We start from the raw sequence: 16,125 nt of genomic DNA on the forward strand, positions 1-16,125 counted from the left end.
GGAGGCACCCCCTCTACCCTTCCGGGCATCTCCCCCACAAGCGGGGAGACCGGCTGGAAGGGAAGCTCTCACCCGACAGCGAACTCGCAAACCGAAGTCGCAAGGTCCGGCGGGCTGGGTGAAGGGTAGTTGCTTGAAGGAACAGTTGCCGCGTGCCGATCTCCCCCCCTTGGGGGGAGATGCCCGGCAGGCCAGAGGGGGTATCAACACCCGCTATCTCGATTCTCGCAATCCAATCGGGGTCCCTACCCCGCCTTAACCTCTTCTGTGCCGCGCAGCATTCGGATCAGGGCAGAGAAATCCTCGCCGCCGTGGCCGAGCTTTTCGAACAGGCTGTAGAGCTGCGCTGCCTGCGCACCCATCGGCGTCGCCGCGCCGCTGGCGCTTGCCGCCTGCTGCGACAGCTTCAGGTCCTTCAGCATCAGGCTTGCGGTAAAGCCCGGCTTGTAGTCGTTGTTGGCCGGCGCGGCCGGAACCGGGCCGGGAACCGGGCAATAGCTCGTCAGCGACCAGCACTGGCCGGAAGAGGTCGAGGCCACATCGAAGAGCGCCTGATGCGACAGTCCCAGCCGCTCGGCCAGCACGAAAGCCTCGCAAACGCCCGCCATCGAGATGCCGAGGATCATGTTGTTGCAGATCTTCGCCGCCTGGCCGGCGCCGACATCGCCGCAATGAACGATTTTCTTGCCCATCGCCTCGAGCAGATGCTTGCCGCGCGAAAACGCCCCGTCGCTGCCCCCGACCATGAAGGTCAGCGTGCCGGCCGCGGCTCCCGCCGTGCCGCCGGAGACCGGCGCGTCGAGCGACGGGCAGCCGGCCTTGTCGGCAAAGCCGTGCACCTTGCGCGCGCTTTCGACATCGATCGTCGAGCTGTCGATGATGAGCGTGCCCGGATCGACGAAACCGAGCAGTTCATCCCAGACATAAAGAACATGCGCGCTTGCCGGCAGCATGGTGATGACACATTGCGCCTCGCGCACCGCTTGCGCGATCGAGCCGGCCACCGAAACGCCGCTCTTCGCCGCCGCGTTGCGAGACGCCTCCGACAGGTCGAAGCCGGTGACGGCATGTCCCGCCTTCACCAGATTGGCGGCCATCGGGCCGCCCATGTTGCCAAGCCCGATAAAGGCGATCTTCGTCATCTTGCCTCTCCTCCTCAACTCGCATGTTTTCGTCTGACGGCTGTCTTCACCCGAAGAGCGGCGCGCCCCCGTGTTTCTCAAAGCGGGCGAGCATTTGCGGCGTCACCTCCGCGAGCCCGACCGACCATTTCGGATTGCGGTCCTTGTCGATCACCGCCGCCCGAACCCCTTCGTAGAAATCCGGATTGGAAAGCATGCCGATGGTCGCGGCATATTCCCGCTCCAGGCACTCGTTGAGCGAGGCGCTCGCGCGCCCGGCACGCAACAGCGCTAGCGTCAATTTCAGGCTGATTGCGGAGCGCGTTCGCAGCAATTGCAACGTCTCACCGGTGAAATCCGAACCATCCCGTTCCAGCGCGTCAAAAATTTCTTCAACCGTGTCGAAGGCAAAGCAGCGGTCGATGAGCGAAAAATGGTCGTGCAGCGGCGACGCCGGCGGCTTGCCGGAAACGTTCCGGATTGCGGCGGAAACGTCATCAGCGGTCGCGGAAGCCGGAAGGGCTGCTAGCGCGGTGATCAGCTCGCCGATCCTGTCCGTCGGAACAAAACTGTCGGCGAGCCGCGCGTGGATGGCATTCGCAGCGCCGATATCGCGGCCGGTGAGCCCGATATAGGTGCCGAACTCGCCGGGCGCGCGCGGCAGAAGCCAGGTCGCGCCGACATCCGTGAAATAGCCGATACCCGTCTCCGGCATGGCAAGCCGCGTCCTCTCGGTCACGATCCGATGGCTGCCGTGGGCGGAAACGCCGACACCGCCGCCCATGACGATGCCGTCCATGAGGGCGATATAGGGCTTGGAATAGGCGGAAATTCGGCTGTTGACGATGAATTCCTCGCGCCAGAATTGCGCGCCCTCCTCGGGTCGTTCCCGTCCGCTCTCGTAGATCATGCGGATGTCGCCGCCGGCGCAAAGCCCGCGCTCGCCTTCGCCAGTGACAAGCACGGCGGCGACCGCCGGGTCGCGCTCGAATTCGGTCAGCGCCGCATCAATCAGCCGGATCATCGGCAGGTTGAGGCTGTTCAGCGCACGCGGCCGGTTGAGCCGGAGCCGACCGATCGCGCCCTGGCGCTCGACGATGACCTCCGGCAGAGCGGTCTGCATCTCCATGAAATCTCCTTCCTATTTCCGTCCCATGATCGCGCGGGAAACGATCAGCCGCATGATTTCGTTGGTGCCCTCGAGTATCTGGTGCACTCTCAAATCCCGGACAATCTTCTCAACGCCGTAATCGGCGAGATAACCGTAGCCGCCATGGAGTTGCAGCGCGTCGTTGGCGACCGCAAAGCAGCGGTCGGTGACGAAGCGCTTGGCCATGGCGCAGAGCTTGGTCGCCTCCGGATCCGCCGCATCTAGCGCCGCAGCCGCCCGCCAGAGGAAGGTGCGCGCAATCTCCAGATCGGTCGCCATATCCGCCAGACGGAACTGCAGCGCCTGGAATTCGCCGATCGCCTTTCCGAAAGCACGCCGCTCCTGCACATAGGCAAGCGCCTTGTCGAATGCGGCCTGCGCGCCACCGAGCGAAGCTGCGGCGATGTTCAGCCGGCCGCCGTCGAGGCCGGCCATGGCGATCCGGAAGCCCTCACCCTCCGCGCCCAGCCGGTTTGTAGCCGGAACGCGGACATTGTCGAGCATCACCGCGCGAGTCGGCTGGGCGTGCCAGCCCATCTTCTTCTCGTTGGCGCCGAAGGTCAGACCCGGCGCCCCCTTCTCGACGACGAACGCCGAAATGCCCTTTGGCCCCTCGTCGCCGGTGCGGGCCATGACAATATAGAGACCGGATTCGCCGGCGCCGGAGATGAACTGCTTCTGGCCCGTCAGCACATAGGTGTCGCCCTCGCGTACGGCCTTGGTTTTCAGCGCCGCCGCGTCCGAGCCGGAGCCGGGCTCGGTCAGGCAGTAGCTCGCCAGCGTTTCCATGCTGAGGAGCGGCGGCAACAGGCGCTGGCGCTGATCGTCAGTGCCATAGCGGTCGATCATGCCTGCGCACATGTTGTGGATCGAGACGAAGGAGGCGATCGCCGGGCAGCCGGTCGCCAGCGCCTCGATGATCATCGCCGCGTCGAGACGGGTGAGACCGGTGCCGCCGACGTCGTCGCGAACATAGATTCCGGCCATGCCGAGTGCCGCCGCAGCGCGCAGCGTCTCCACCGGAAAATGCTTCTGCTGGTCCCAGTCGATGGCGCTGGGCGCGAGTTCGTCCTGGGCAAAATCGAGCGCCATCGCGCGGATGGCCTCCTGCTCCTCAGACAGGCGAAAATCCATATGCATGTCCTCCCTGACCCGCATACTGACAATGTGGCGCACTGCATGTTTCCATAAATCGAAGGCGATTTATGGATATAAAAACATGCAGCACTCAAAGTGCTACAGCGACCTTTGCACGTCTGAGAAGACGCGCGGCGCTGTAGTTACACCAAATTTCGCACAGGCACAGACGCAAATTCTCACAACATCTGTTCAAAAACGAACAGAGCCGATGAAACCCACGCTCAGCTCTCGCTAAGACGATACGGCAGAGAGCCGCGCATGTCATGGTCGACGATCAGCTTGCGTTTCAGCGGCGGCACGGCGCGGCTGGCGCATTTGGTGCGCTCGCAGATGCGACAGGAGATGCCGATCGGGTCGAAGGCGGTGCGATTGCCGAGATCCATGTCGTCGGCATAAACGAAGGCGTCGGCATAGGAGATTTCGCAGCCGAGCGCCAAAGCGTAGCGCGGATGGTTGGCGCGGTAACCCCCGCCGCCCTTGGTGATCTGGGTGGCGAGGCAGAGATAGCGCACGCCATCCGGCGTTTCGGCGAGCTGGCGGATGATCCGCCCCGGCGTCTCGAAAGCCTGATGCACATTCCAGAGCGGACAGGCCGCCCCGAAGCGAGCGAATTGCAGCTTGGCCGCGCTATGGCGCTTGGTGATGTTTCCGGCCCGGTCGATGCGCGCGAAGAAGATCGGAATCCCTTTCTGGCCAGGGCGCTGCAGGGTCGAGAGCCGATGGCAGACCTGCTCCAGCGAGGCTCCGAAACGGGCAGCGAGCAGTTCGATATCGTGCCGCAATTCGCGCGCCGCTTTGAGGAAAGACTGGTACGGCAGGATCAGGGCGCCGGCGAAATAGTTCTGCAGGCCGAGCCGGCAGATTTCGTGGGCCTCCTCGGTGCGAAATGCGGCACTGCCGACAATCCGGTCGATCTCCTCGCGGGCATGGAATTGGGCGATCTGCAACGCCAGTTGAAAATCACGCGTCGGCGCCGGCGCGTATGGGTTCAGAGTCAGGATGCGGGCACGCGGATCGAAGCGGCGGATCGCCTCGTCGCCCGCGATGCCGCGCACCACGCGCACGCCATGGCGCTGCTCGAGGTGCGCCGCGAGCGCCGTATGATTGTCCCCCTCCCCAAGGCCAAGGTCGGCGGCAAGCGTTTCGGCGAGCGCGTCGATCTCGTGGATGTAGTTGTCGACGAAATGGAAGAAGTCGCGCACCTCCTCGTAAGGCGTCGTCTCGACGAAGGAGGCACCGCGGCCGATCGTGTCGTCGATGCTGGCAAGCTGTTCGCTGTTGCGCCTATAGGCCTGATGGCAGGTGATCAGCGCATGCGCGAGACCCGGCGCGTTCTGGGCGACAAGCTTCAGCTCCTGCAGGCTCGGAGAATAGGTCTCGAACAGCGGATCGTTCAACGCCTCCGACAGGGCCGACAGGAGCCGGTCACCCTCGCCTGTCGAGAGTTCCGCAATATCGATCTGGAACTTCTCCGCAAGCGCGAGCAGCACCGCCGCCGAAACCGGCCGCTGGTTGTTTTCGATCTGGTTCAGGTAGCTCGTCGAAATGCCGATACGCTCGGCGAACTGCCCTTGCGTCGCCCGGTTTGCTTCCCTGAGTTCCCGGACTTTGCGGCCGATGTAAAGTTTGCCGATCGCCATGTTCGCAACTTTGCAATTTACGTTTTACATATTTCTATATTCCACATTCGCACATCATCGGTCGTTTTGCCATCCGCCCTTCGACGCTATTGCGAAGCTTCAAACGCCTCTGCAAAATCGAGAAAAATCTCGGCGAGAAAGAAATTCGGGAGGAAACACATGCGCGCCATATTGGAACAGGTGGAAGCCCGCCGGGCACAAGCTCGAGCCGGCGGTGGCGAGCGCCGCGTCGACGCGCAGCACGGCAAGGGCAAACTGACGGCGCGCGAGCGCATCGACGTGCTGCTCGACGAAGGCTCCTTCGAAGAATACGACATGTACGTCACGCATCGCTGTGTCGATTTCGGCATGGCAAGCCAAAAGATCGCGGGCGATGGCGTGGTCACCGGCTGGGGTACGATCAACGGCCGGCAGGTCTATGTCTTCAGCCAGGATTTCACCGTGCTCGGCGGCTCGCTCTCCGAGACCCATGCGCAGAAGATCTGCAAGATCATGGACATGGCGGCCCGCAACGGCGCACCGGTCATCGGCATCAACGATTCCGGCGGCGCCCGTATCCAGGAGGGCGTGGCGTCGCTCGCCGGCTATGCGGAAGTCTTCCGCCGCAACGCGGAAGTCTCGGGCGTCATTCCGCAGATCTCGGTGATCATGGGGCCGTGTGCCGGCGGGGCCGTCTATTCCCCGGCGATGACCGACTTCATCTTCATGGTGCGCGACAGTTCCTACATGTTCGTGACCGGCCCCGATGTCGTAAAGACGGTGACGAACGAGATCGTCACCGCGGAAGAACTTGGCGGAGCTCGCACCCATACGACGAAGTCATCGGTCGCCGACGGCGCCTACGAAAATGACGTCGAGGCGCTGGAACATGTGCGCCTGCTCTTCGACTTCCTGCCGCTAAACAACCGCGAAAAGCCGCCGGTCCGGCCCTTCTATGACGATCCGGCGCGCATCGAGATGCGTCTCGACAGCCTGATCCCCGACAGTGCCGCCAAGCCTTACGACATGAAGGAGCTGATCCTGGCGCTTGCCGATGAAGGCGATTTCTTCGAGCTTCAGGCGAGCTTTGCCCGCAACATCGTCACCGGCTTCATTCGTCTGGAAGGCCAGACCGTCGGCGTCGTCGCCAACCAGCCGATGGTTCTCGCCGGCTGTCTGGACATCGATTCTTCCCGCAAGGCTGCCCGCTTCGTCCGCTTCTGCGACGCCTTCTCGATCCCGATCCTGACGCTCGTCGACGTGCCGGGCTTCCTGCCGGGTACGAGCCAGGAATATGGCGGAGTCATCAAGCACGGCGCCAAGCTGCTCTTCGCCTATAGCCAGGCGACCGTGCCGATGGTGACGCTCATCACCCGCAAGGCCTATGGCGGCGCCTATGACGTTATGGCCTCCAAGCACATCGGCGCCGACGTCAATTATGCCTGGCCGACGGCGGAAATCGCCGTCATGGGCGCCAAGGGCGCGACCGAAATCCTCTACCGCTCCGAACTCGGCAATGCGGAGAAGATCGCCGCGCGCACGAAGGAATACGAGGAGCGCTTCGCCAACCCCTTCGTTGCCGCCGAACGCGGCTTCATCGACGAGGTGATCATGCCGCATTCGTCGCGCCGCCGCATCGCGCGCGCCTTCGCGTCGCTGCGCAACAAGCAGGTGGAAACGCGCTGGCGCAAGCACGACACGATACCGCTCTGACGAGGCACGCGATGAAACCGGAGCCGGAGCCCATCATGACACCCGAGGCCGCGCGCCGCGACCACTGGCAGATGCTACGCTATCTAGCGACGAACGCGCTTTACGGCGCGCTCGTCGGCGCGGCGGTCGCGGGCGCGCTGATCTGGCTCAACATCGGCGCGGTCGGCACCCATATCGCACGCTCGTCGAGCCCCTTCCTTGCAGCGGCCATGGTGGTCGCCCCCTTCGCCCTCCTCTTCGGCGGGGCGGTGGTGGCGTCGTCCATCGCGCTTCTACCCTACCGGCGAAAGTTCAGGCGCTGACGCGACAGAAAGGATTGAAAGAGAAACGCATGTTCAAGAAAATCCTCATCGCCAATCGTGGTGAAATCGCCTGCCGCGTGATCCGCACCGCCAAGAAGCTCGGCATTCCGACCGTCGCCGTCTATTCGGATGCCGACCGCGATGCCATGCATGTGCGCATGGCGGACGAAGCGGTGCATATCGGCGCCTCGCCCTCCAGCCAGTCCTATATCGTCATCGACAAGATCCTCGACGCGATCCGCAAGACCGGCGCCGATGCCGTGCATCCGGGCTACGGCTTCCTTTCGGAAAACGCCGCTTTTGCCGAAGCGCTGGAGAAGGAGGGCGTCGCCTTCATCGGGCCGCCGGTCGGCGCTATTAAGGCAATGGGTGACAAGATCACCTCGAAGAAGATCGCCGCCGAAGCGGATGTCTCGACTGTTCCCGGCCATATGGGACTGATCGAGGACGCCGAGGAAGCCGTCCGGATCGCCTCTGCCATCGGCTACCCGGTGATGATCAAGGCGTCGGCCGGCGGCGGCGGCAAGGGTATGCGGATCGCCTGGAACGACATCGAGGCACGCGAAGGCTTCCAGTCGTCGAAGAACGAGGCGAAAAGCTCGTTCGGCGACGACCGCATCTTCATCGAAAAATTCGTGACCGATCCCCGCCACATCGAAATCCAGGTGCTCGGCGACAAGCATGGCAACACACTCTATCTCGGTGAGCGCGAATGCTCGATCCAGCGCCGAAACCAGAAGGTCATCGAAGAGGCGCCATCGCCCTTCCTCGACGAGAAGACGCGGCGCGCCATGGGCGAGCAGGCGGTCGCACTCGCGAAAGCCGTCGGCTACCACTCCGCCGGTACGGTCGAATTCATCGTCGACGGCGAGCGCAACTTCTACTTCCTCGAGATGAATACGCGTCTGCAGGTAGAGCACCCGGTGACCGAACTCATCACCGGGCTCGACCTGGTCGAGCAGATGATCCGCGTCGCCGCCGGCGAAAAGCTGTCCTTTGGCCAAGAGGACGTGAAGCTCGACGGCTGGGCGATCGAAAGCCGGCTTTACGCGGAAGACCCCTACCGCAACTTCCTGCCCTCGATCGGCCGGCTGACGCGCTACCGCCCGCCTCAGGAAGGCAGGCAGGATGACGGCACCGTCATCCGCAACGACACCGGCGTCTTCGAGGGCGGCGAAATCTCGATGTATTACGATCCGATGATCGCCAAGCTCTGCACCTGGGGGCCGGATCGCGCCACCGCCGTCGAGGCGATGGCGAGCGCGCTCGACGAGTTCGAGGTCGAGGGCATAGGGCACAACCTGCCCTTCCTTTCCGCCGTTATGCAGCAGCAGCGCTTCCGCGAAGGGCGTCTGACCACCGCCTATATCGCCGAGGAGTTCGCCGCCGGCTTCCAGGGCGTCGTGCTGGACGAGGCGGACGCACGCAAGCTCGCGGCCGTCGCGGTCACCATCAACCAGGCGCTGCAGGAGCGCGCGAGCCAGATATCGGGCACGATCGGCAACCACCGCCGCGTCGTCGGCCACGACTGGGTGGCAAGCCTTGGCGATCGCGACCTTGCTGTCACCGCCGGCACCTCGGCGGATGGCGCCTTTGTTCGCTTTGCGGACGAGAGTTCGGTGACCGTTGCCACCGACTGGACACCCGGCCGTACGCTCGCCACCTTCAACGTCGACAATCAGCCGATGGGTGTGAAGGTCGATCTCGTCGGCACCGGCATCCGGCTGCGCTGGCGTGGCATCGACGTGATCGCCCGTGTGAGGACCCCGCGCGTTGCCGAACTTGCGCGACTGATGCCGAAGAAGCCGCCGCCGGACACGTCGAAGATGCTGCTCTGCCCAATGCCGGGCGTCGTGACCTTGATCCCGGTCAAGGAGGGCGACACGGTCGAGGCCGGACAAGCAATCGCGGTCGTCGAGGCGATGAAGATGGAAAACATCCTCAGAGCCGAAAGGCGCGCGACGGTGAAGCGCGTCGCGATCGCCGCCGGCGCGAGCCTCGCGGTCGATGAGTTGATCATGGAGTTCGAGTGATGATGGCGAAGCTCTCAGAGGAGGCGTTGATACCCCCCTCTGCCCTGCCGGGCATCTCCCCCACAAGGGGGGAGATTAGCCAGAGGTACGGCCCCGCGCGACACCAAAGTCGAAGATGCCGAGGCACGTCCTTTCCACACCTCAGGCAAACGGGCGCTGGTGAAGCGGGACATCGACGCTTGTCGATCTCCCCCCTTGTGGGGGAGATGCCCGGCAGGGCAGAGGGGGGTGCACCGGATAGCGACCAGCTACGCCTCGATGGAGCAAGCCAATGACTGACAAAACACCTAAGGACTGGGAAGCCCTCGCCGAGAAGGAGCTGAAGGCCTCGCCCGAAAGCCTCACTTGGCACACGCCGGAAGGCATCGACGTCAAGCCGCTGTACACGCGCGACGACTTGGCCGGTATCGGCCACCTCGATTCACTGCCCGGCTTCGAGCCCTTCGTGCGCGGTCCCCGCGCCACCATGTATGCCGGCCGGTCCTGGACGATCCGGCAATATGCCGGTTTCTCGACGGCGGAAGCTTCGAACGCGTTCTATCGCAGGAATCTCGCCGCCGGCCAGAAGGGCCTGTCCGTCGCCTTCGACCTCGCCACCCATCGCGGCTATGACAGCGACCATCCGCGCGTCGAGGGCGACGTGGGCAAGGCGGGGGTGGCGATCGACTCAGTCGAGGACATGAAGATCCTCTTCGACGGCATCCCGCTCGACGAGATGTCGGTCTCGATGACGATGAACGGTGCTGTCATCCCGATCCTTGCCTCCTTCATCGTCGCCGGCGAGGAGCAGGGCATCGCCCGCGCCGATCTGTCGGGCACGATCCAGAACGACATCCTCAAAGAGTTCATGGTTCGCAACACGTATATCTACCCGCCGGAACCCTCGATGCGGATCGTCGCCGACATCATCGAATACACGGCGAAGGAGATGCCGAAGTTCAATTCGATCTCGATCTCCGGCTATCACATGCAGGAGGCGGGCGCGACACTCGTGCAGGAGCTTGCCTTCACCCTTGCCGACGGGCGCGAATATGTGCGCGCGGCGCTTGCCAAGGGGCTCAACGTCGACGATTTCGCCGGGCGACTCTCCTTCTTCTTCGCCATCGGCATGAACTTCTTCATGGAGGCGGCGAAGCTCCGTGCGGCGCGGCTGCTCTGGACGCGGATCATGAAGGAATTCGAGCCGAAGAAAGCGTCCTCGCTGATGCTGAGGACTCACTGCCAGACGTCCGGGGTCTCGCTTGCCGAACAGGATCCCTACAACAACATCATCCGCACCGCCTTCGAGGCGATGTCGGCGGCGCTCGGCGGCACGCAATCGCTGCACACCAATTCCTTCGACGAGGCGATCGCACTGCCGACGGACTTTTCCGCCCGCATCGCCCGCAACACGCAACTGATCCTGCAGCACGAGACCGGCGTGACAAAGGTCGTCGATCCGCTTGCAGGTTCCTACTATGTGGAAAGCCTGACGAACGAGCTTGCGGAAAAGGCCTGGGCCTTGATCGAGGACGTCGAGGCACTCGGCGGCATGACCAAGGCGGTCAATGCCGGCCTGCCGAAGCGGCTGATCGAAGAGGCGGCGACGCGCCGCCAGGCGGCGGTCGACCGCGGCGAGGAAGTGATCGTCGGCGTCAACAAATACCGGCTCGAAAACGAGCACCCGATCGACATCCTCCAGATCGACAATGCCGCCGTCCGCACGGCACAGATCAAGCGGATCGAGGAGACCAAACGCCGGCGAGATTCGCAGAGGGTGACGGAGACGCTCGAAGCTCTTGCAGAGGTCGCGCGGAGCGGCAAGGGCAATCTGCTCGCGGCGGCGATCGAGGCCGCGCGGGCGCGTGCCACCGTCGGCGAGATTTCCGAGGCGATGCGGCAGGTCTTTGGCGATCACACCGCCATCCCGGAAGTCGTCACCGACATCTATGGCAAGGCCTATGAAAGCGACCCCGAACTCGGCGTGCTCGCCGGGCGGCTCAGCGACGTCACCAAGCGGCTCGGCCACAAGCCGAAGATCATGGTCGCCAAGCTCGGCCAGGACGGGCACGACCGCGGCGCCAAGGTGATCGCGTCGGCCTTCGGCGACATCGGCTTCGACGTCGTCGCCGGGCCGTTGTTCCAGACGCCGGAAGAGGCAGCCGATCTGGCGCTCGCCGAAGAAGTCACCGTCGTCGGCGTCTCCTCACTTGCCGCCGGACACAAGACCCTGATGCCGCAGCTCGCCGAGGCTCTGAAGAAGCGCGGCGGCAAGGACATCATCGTCGTCTGCGGCGGCGTTATTCCGCGCCAGGACTATCAATACCTGATGGACAACGGCGTCGCCGCCGTCTTCGGTCCCGGCACGCATGTGCTCGATGCCGCGCGCGCGGTGCTCGACCTGATCGAGGGTAAGCGAAGGAATATCTGACCGGCAGGGCGAAGCTTCAGGCCACGACGAGCATGACGCCGGTCACCACCAGTGCCAGCGTCCAGATCAGATCGAAATTGATCCATGCGGAGCGCAGGATCGCAAGGCCGAGCCATTCGATCACGACGAAGGCAACAGCGGCGGTGACCACAAGCGTCGCCCCGGTATGGAGTGCGACGGCTGCCAGCGAAATCGGTAGCGAATTGCCGAGGGGGATGGTCGCTGATTGATCCGCAAGGCAGAGGCCCAGCACCGCAGGCACCAGCATCAGTCCCGCGCCATGCCCCGTTGCCATCAGGAACGACCAGAGTGCAAGGCCGGCCATCCCCGTCCGCATGCCGACCCTTACCCGGTGGCGGTGTCCGTAGAAGGCATAGTAGCCAGCAAGGCCGAGAATAAGCGCGGCCGCGAAAAGCTTGAGGCTCCGCAGGTCGACGACCGCGCCGAAGGCTATAAAAGCCGCCAGCACCACCGCAATGGCAGCGGCATGCCCGGCGGCGATCGGCAGCAGCGACAACCAAACGATCCGCGAACTTTGTCGATGAAGCCCCAGCGCCACGGCAAAAAGCCAACCCATCGCCGGGTTGACGCCATGGAAGGCGCCGAGGCCGGCAAGCGAGAGCCAGGGCCAGAGATCGGTCATCCGCATCCGTGGGGCAGCACGATCCCACACCCCTCATGGATAGCAGTATGAGTCCGACGAGCAGTCGCCGCCTTCGAGCCGAACCTGATGCGGGCGATGGCCCTTGGGCCAATCGATAAAGAAGTTCTCATCGAAGGAAATTCCGCCGTTATCTCCGACATCCAGCTTCACCATCCATCCGTCGATGCCTTCAGGATAGAATTGCGGGTCGATCGCGCCGTAAAGCGAATTGGTGAAATAAACACGCTTGCCGTCGCGGCTGATTTCCACCATCTGCGGTCCGCCATTGAGCGCGCCGTTCGACGCTTTCGAATGCGTGGCGCGGGAAACGATCCCGCCGATCCTGACGCGGCCCGTCTCCTTCGGCGCGAAGGGATCGGAGACATCATATTGGATCATGTCGCCGGTGCCCCAGCAGGAGACGTAGAGGAACCGGTCGTCCATCGAGAGGTCGATATCGGTGACGAGTGGCGCGACCGCCTTGAAGCCCTTGAGCACGGGCGGCAAGAGGTCCGGGTCGGCGGGCTCGGCCGGAATCTCGATGACTTTCTTCACTGCCCACTGGTCGCCATCGCGATACCAGGTCCAGATCGATGCGGAGAGATCCTTGAGGCTGATGACGCAGCCGACGAAGCCATAGGCCTTGGTCGGATCGTGCGCGGGGCGCAATTCGAAGACGAGTTGATGCTCTTCGCCGAAGTCGATCTCCTGCAGGTGCTTACGCTTGTTGAGATCCCAGAAATGAAGCTTGCGGCCGTATTTCGAGCCGAGCAGCACCTCCGGAATGAGGCCGTTTTCAAACGTATCCGGCGTGCCCCACTCGCTGGTGATCATTGTGTCGTGACCGAGATGCCACCAGAAATCATAGGCGAGCTTCTGCGGTCCGCGATCCATCTCCCATTGCCCGAGCACATCGAAGCTGTCGTGGTCGAGCAGGAAGATGCCGCCCGGCGCGTTGCCGTCGCGGTCGGCGAGCGCGTTGACGTAGATGCCCTCCGGTCCGCAATGGATGGTATGCAGCCGCGAATAGTTTGCCTTCTCGGCAATTTCCGCCGGATCGATCACGCGGACGATCTGCGGATTTTTGGGATCCGGCTTAGTGTCGATAATATGAAGCCGCGACGACCTGAGACCGGGCACGACCAGATAGCGGCGCTCGACATGCGGGTGCGGCGCATTGGGGCAAAGGCAGGACGAGCAGGCGTTCCAGCCGAAATGATGCAGTTCGTCGCCGACATTCGGCATTTCGACCTGCCCGACGATCTGCGAATAAGTCGTGGAGGTCGGATCCACGTCGACCACGGCAATCGCGTCGGGACGCTGTCGCTCGGGATCGAAGGCCGCCACATAGGCGATGGTTTCTTTCGGGGCCTTTGCGGCCATGCGCGGTGACGGATAGAAGGAAGGATCGGGTCGCCACGTCGCCATTTCGGTTTCTCCCCCAGAGAAGACAATGCGTGGATCCTGATGCAAAGCTTAATGCATGTCGCCCAAAAGTGTGCAGCGGTTTTGGGAAAACGACATGCATTAAAGCAGTTTAGTAGGTGCGGCAAAAACGCGTCGGAAATGCGGCACCATTGCCTTACTTTGGCGACAGAACGAGGGACACGTGACGGTTTTCGAGTTTGAAGCGGAACTATGGCTCTATCCTGGAAAGGGCGGCTGGCATTTCGTCACCCTGCCCAAGGACATCGCCCAGAAAGTCAAGTTCCTGGCCGAACCGAAAAAGCGCGGATGGGGCAGCGAACCGATAATCGCACGCACCGGCAAGACCGAATGGACGACCTCGATCTTTCCCGACAAGGGGTCGGGCTCGTTTCTCCTGCCGGTCAAAGCGGAGGTTCGGCGGCAGGAGAAGCTTGCGGCCGGCCAGAAGATCCGGATCGCGTTGACGCTGGATCGTGCCTAGATCGACGTTGAGCCGAATCGCCGCCCCTCACCCTAACCCTCTCCCCGCACGCGGGGAGAGGGGCGGCAGAGCGTCGCCGCGAGTCTCCTTCGCCCCGCTTGCGGGGAGAAGGTGGCCGGCAGGCCGGATGAGGGGCATTTTATGGGACCTGCCGCTCCACCTACGTCTCTATCCTCAGCTTCATCCGGTCGGCGGCAAAGCGCGTGCGCGAAAATTCGACCGGCTTGCCCTCAAGATCGGCGTTCACCGATTGCGCTTCCATCACGATCGCGCCGGGCGAGAGCTTCAAAAGCGAAAGCTCGTCTGCATCGGCATGCCGCGCGACGATTTCGGTCGAAACGCGCACATAGTCGTCGAGCCCGTGCACGGCAAAAGCCTTGGTGACCGAGCCGAGGCGCGCGTATTCCTCGGCTATCCCGGGAAAGCGGTCGGCGGGAAAATAGCTGACCGCCGTCGAGAGCGGCCGGCCGTCGCCGCTGCTCACCGTTCGCAACTCTATGAGCAACGCGCCGGGAGAAACGGCTAGGGCCGCCGCAACTTCGCCGCTCGCCGGCACTTCCGCATGGCCAAGCAGCCGCGTGCCGACCTCCTTCACCTGTCGGCCGAGTCCTTGCGAAAAGCGGGTGCGCCGCGAGATCGGATAACTGACGCGGTCCTTGCGCTCGATCATCGTGCCGCGTCCCTGCACAGCGCGGACAAGGCCTTCGTCCGCCAGCGCCGCCAGGGCGCTGCGAACCGTGTGGCGGTTGACTCCGAACTCGTGCGCCAACGCCGTTTCCGGCGGTACCATGCCGGTCCGGTCGTAGTCGCCGTTACTGATCGAAAGCCGGATGCGGTCGGCGATCTGCCGCCAGAGCGCCACGCCGGTCTGTCGTTCGACGATTTTCTTCAACGCCATTCTCTTCACCCCATTTTCTCCGCGGATGTCACAAGCCTGTCATTTGCGGGGGCTAAGGAAAGGTATAAGATGTACAGTTGTCTAGATCAATAGACATTTAGGATAAAACCATGAACGCAACTCAGAAACTTGAAGGCCTCCCCGAAGAGGCGGCCAAGCGCAGGGAAGGCATGCGGCTTCTGGCGCGCGCCAGCCTCGCCGAACTGAAGACGGCTTGGCAAGCGATCGCCGACAAGCCGGAAATCTTCGCGGTCCGCGGTCCGGAAACGGGTCTCGTCATGGTGCGCGGCCGGATCGGCGGCGGCGGCGACGCCTTCAACCTCGGCGAGGCGACCGTGTCGCGCGCCACGGTCAGGCTCTCCAGCGGCGAGATCGGCCACGGCCAACTGCTCGGCACCGACAAGGAACGCGCCCGCTACGCCGCGATCTTCGATGCGCTTCTCCAGACCGGAAAGTATCGCTCGGCAGTCGAAGCGCTGCACCGGCTGATCGCCGCCCGCATCGACGCGGAAGACCGCCGCAAGGCGGAAGAGACCGCCGCGACCCGCGTCGACTTCTTCACGATGGTCCGGGGAGACGACTGATGGCCGCACAATCGCAAATCTATGCCGGCGCCTTCGCCGATCCGGTGTTTCAGGCGCAATCCGTATTTCGCACCTTGATGGATGGCTTTGCCCGCCCCGGCACCGTTGCCAGTTTCTCGGCGCTTGCAGCCCCGCCCTCGCCCCTCGGCAGGGCCAGCGGCGCCGTTGCACTGACGCTTTGTGACCACGACACGTCCGTCTGGCTCTCGCCAGCGCTCGCAAAGTCCGCAGTCCCGCAATGGATCGCCTTCCACACTGGCGCGCCGATGACCGAAACGAAGGATGACGCCCGCTTCGCCTTCATCGAGAAGGGTGCCGCCGTGCCGAGTTTCGATCAGTTCGCGCTCGGCACGCAGGAATATCCCGACCGCTCGACGACGCTGGTCATCGAGATCGAAGCGCTCAGCGGCGGCCGGTCGCTTATCGCCAAGGGAGCGGGAATCAAGGATGAGACGGTCATCGCGCCGGAAGGCCTGCCCGATCTCTTCCTCGATTTCTGGGCTGCTAACCGGGCGATCTTCCCGCGCGGCATCGACCTGGTCCTGACAGCAGGCGATGCGGTCCTCTGCCTGCCGCGCACCACCAAACTTGAGCGGGAGTAAG

At 63.5% G+C, this 16,125-nt stretch carries 14 protein-coding genes; 7 read left to right on the forward strand and 7 right to left on the reverse strand.

All coding sequences use genetic code 11. From position 1 onward, the window contains the following. Nucleotides 1–245: 245 nt before the first annotated feature. The 4 genes from mmsB to ILFOPFJJ_RS16655 all read right to left on the reverse strand — a co-directional run bounded on the left by mmsB (nt 246) and on the right by ILFOPFJJ_RS16655 (nt 5,051). Entirely contained in the window at nt 246–1,142 is an 897-nt protein-coding gene (gene mmsB / locus ILFOPFJJ_RS16640) for a 3-hydroxyisobutyrate dehydrogenase (RefSeq protein WP_173511682.1), read from the reverse strand. Between the two features lie 46 nt (nt 1,143–1,188). Beyond that, a complete protein-coding gene (locus ILFOPFJJ_RS16645; protein WP_173511683.1) occupies nt 1,189–2,250 on the reverse strand; it encodes an enoyl-CoA hydratase/isomerase family protein in 1,062 nt (353 codons plus the stop codon). Nucleotides 2,251–2,262: 12 nt separating this feature from the next. After that, nucleotides 2,263–3,405: an isobutyryl-CoA dehydrogenase gene (locus ILFOPFJJ_RS16650; RefSeq protein WP_173512472.1), complete on the reverse strand. Its 1,143-nt coding sequence runs from the start codon at nt 3,403–3,405 to the stop codon at nt 2,263–2,265. Nucleotides 3,406–3,632: 227 nt separating this feature from the next. Beyond that, nucleotides 3,633–5,051, reverse strand: a complete 1,419-nt coding sequence (locus ILFOPFJJ_RS16655) for a helix-turn-helix domain-containing protein (protein ID WP_173511684.1) — start codon at nt 5,049–5,051, stop codon at nt 3,633–3,635. A 159-nt stretch (nt 5,052–5,210) separates the two neighbouring features. On the opposite strand from ILFOPFJJ_RS16655, the gene ILFOPFJJ_RS16660 reads away from it, so the two are divergent. The 4 genes from ILFOPFJJ_RS16660 to scpA all read left to right on the forward strand — a co-directional run bounded on the left by ILFOPFJJ_RS16660 (nt 5,211) and on the right by scpA (nt 11,488). Then, nucleotides 5,211–6,743, forward strand: coding sequence for an acyl-CoA carboxylase subunit beta (locus ILFOPFJJ_RS16660; protein WP_173511685.1), 1,533 nt, complete (start codon nt 5,211–5,213; stop codon nt 6,741–6,743). A 35-nt stretch (nt 6,744–6,778) separates the two neighbouring features. Further along, the gene (locus ILFOPFJJ_RS16665) at nt 6,779–7,045 is read left to right on the forward strand and encodes a hypothetical protein (RefSeq protein WP_246299671.1); all 267 of its coding nucleotides are present in this window, start codon (nt 6,779–6,781) and stop codon (nt 7,043–7,045) included. 29 nt (nt 7,046–7,074) lie between these two features. Beyond that, the gene (locus ILFOPFJJ_RS16670) at nt 7,075–9,078 is read left to right on the forward strand and encodes an acetyl-CoA carboxylase biotin carboxylase subunit (protein WP_173511687.1); all 2,004 of its coding nucleotides are present in this window, start codon (nt 7,075–7,077) and stop codon (nt 9,076–9,078) included. Nucleotides 9,079–9,349: 271 nt separating this feature from the next. After that, entirely contained in the window at nt 9,350–11,488 is a 2,139-nt protein-coding gene (gene scpA, locus ILFOPFJJ_RS16675) for a methylmalonyl-CoA mutase (protein ID WP_173511688.1), read from the forward strand. A 16-nt stretch (nt 11,489–11,504) separates the two neighbouring features. On the opposite strand, the gene ILFOPFJJ_RS16680 is transcribed toward scpA, so the two are convergent. Then, nucleotides 11,505–12,131, reverse strand: a complete 627-nt coding sequence (locus ILFOPFJJ_RS16680) for a hypothetical protein (RefSeq protein WP_173511689.1) — start codon at nt 12,129–12,131, stop codon at nt 11,505–11,507. Nucleotides 12,132–12,164: 33 nt separating this feature from the next. After that, on the reverse strand, nt 12,165–13,559 hold the full coding sequence (locus ILFOPFJJ_RS16685) for a selenium-binding family protein (RefSeq protein ID WP_173511690.1): 1,395 nt from the start codon (nt 13,557–13,559) through the stop codon (nt 12,165–12,167). Between the two features lie 181 nt (nt 13,560–13,740). Here ILFOPFJJ_RS16685 and ILFOPFJJ_RS16690 point away from each other — a divergent pair, with 181 nt between their 5' ends. Beyond that, nucleotides 13,741–14,040, forward strand: coding sequence for a DUF1905 domain-containing protein (locus ILFOPFJJ_RS16690; protein ID WP_173511691.1), 300 nt, complete (start codon nt 13,741–13,743; stop codon nt 14,038–14,040). A 160-nt stretch (nt 14,041–14,200) separates the two neighbouring features. Here ILFOPFJJ_RS16690 and phnF read toward each other — a convergent pair whose 3' ends face one another. Continuing rightward, nucleotides 14,201–14,938, reverse strand: a complete 738-nt coding sequence (phnF, locus tag ILFOPFJJ_RS16695) for a phosphonate metabolism transcriptional regulator PhnF (RefSeq protein WP_173511692.1) — start codon at nt 14,936–14,938, stop codon at nt 14,201–14,203. A gap of 110 nt (nt 14,939–15,048) precedes the next feature. On the opposite strand from phnF, the gene phnG reads away from it, so the two are divergent. After that, nucleotides 15,049–15,522, forward strand: coding sequence for a phosphonate C-P lyase system protein PhnG (phnG, locus tag ILFOPFJJ_RS16700; protein WP_173511693.1), 474 nt, complete (start codon nt 15,049–15,051; stop codon nt 15,520–15,522). Continuing rightward, a complete protein-coding gene (phnH, locus tag ILFOPFJJ_RS16705; protein ID WP_173511694.1) occupies nt 15,522–16,124 on the forward strand; it encodes a phosphonate C-P lyase system protein PhnH in 603 nt (200 codons plus the stop codon). The genes phnG and phnH overlap by 1 nt, the downstream gene beginning before the upstream one ends. Nucleotide 16,125: the final 1 nt, after the last annotated feature.

Source organism: Sinorhizobium psoraleae, from assembly GCF_013283645.1.
GTDB lineage: Bacteria > Pseudomonadota > Alphaproteobacteria > Rhizobiales > Rhizobiaceae > Sinorhizobium > Sinorhizobium psoraleae.

Coding starts and splice junctions, on each gene's coding strand:
- ILFOPFJJ_RS16645 (WP_173511683.1), bottom strand. CDS start 2,250: ATGGAGATGCAGACCGCTCTGCCGGAGGTCATCGTCGAGCGCCAGGGC.
- scpA (WP_173511688.1), top strand. CDS start 9,350: ATGACTGACAAAACACCTAAGGACTGGGAAGCCCTCGCCGAGAAGGAG.
- ILFOPFJJ_RS16680 (WP_173511689.1), bottom strand. CDS start 12,131: ATGACCGATCTCTGGCCCTGGCTCTCGCTTGCCGGCCTCGGCGCCTTC.
- ILFOPFJJ_RS16655 (WP_173511684.1), bottom strand. CDS start 5,051: ATGGCGATCGGCAAACTTTACATCGGCCGCAAAGTCCGGGAACTCAGG.
- ILFOPFJJ_RS16685 (WP_173511690.1), bottom strand. CDS start 13,559: ATGGCGACGTGGCGACCCGATCCTTCCTTCTATCCGTCACCGCGCATG.
- phnG (WP_173511693.1), top strand. CDS start 15,049: ATGAACGCAACTCAGAAACTTGAAGGCCTCCCCGAAGAGGCGGCCAAG.
- ILFOPFJJ_RS16665 (WP_246299671.1), top strand. CDS start 6,779: ATGACACCCGAGGCCGCGCGCCGCGACCACTGGCAGATGCTACGCTAT.
- phnF (WP_173511692.1), bottom strand. CDS start 14,938: ATGGCGTTGAAGAAAATCGTCGAACGACAGACCGGCGTGGCGCTCTGG.
- mmsB (WP_173511682.1), bottom strand. CDS start 1,142: ATGACGAAGATCGCCTTTATCGGGCTTGGCAACATGGGCGGCCCGATG.
- ILFOPFJJ_RS16650 (WP_173512472.1), bottom strand. CDS start 3,405: ATGGATTTTCGCCTGTCTGAGGAGCAGGAGGCCATCCGCGCGATGGCG.
- ILFOPFJJ_RS16670 (WP_173511687.1), top strand. CDS start 7,075: ATGTTCAAGAAAATCCTCATCGCCAATCGTGGTGAAATCGCCTGCCGC.
- phnH (WP_173511694.1), top strand. CDS start 15,522: ATGGCCGCACAATCGCAAATCTATGCCGGCGCCTTCGCCGATCCGGTG.
- ILFOPFJJ_RS16660 (WP_173511685.1), top strand. CDS start 5,211: ATGCGCGCCATATTGGAACAGGTGGAAGCCCGCCGGGCACAAGCTCGA.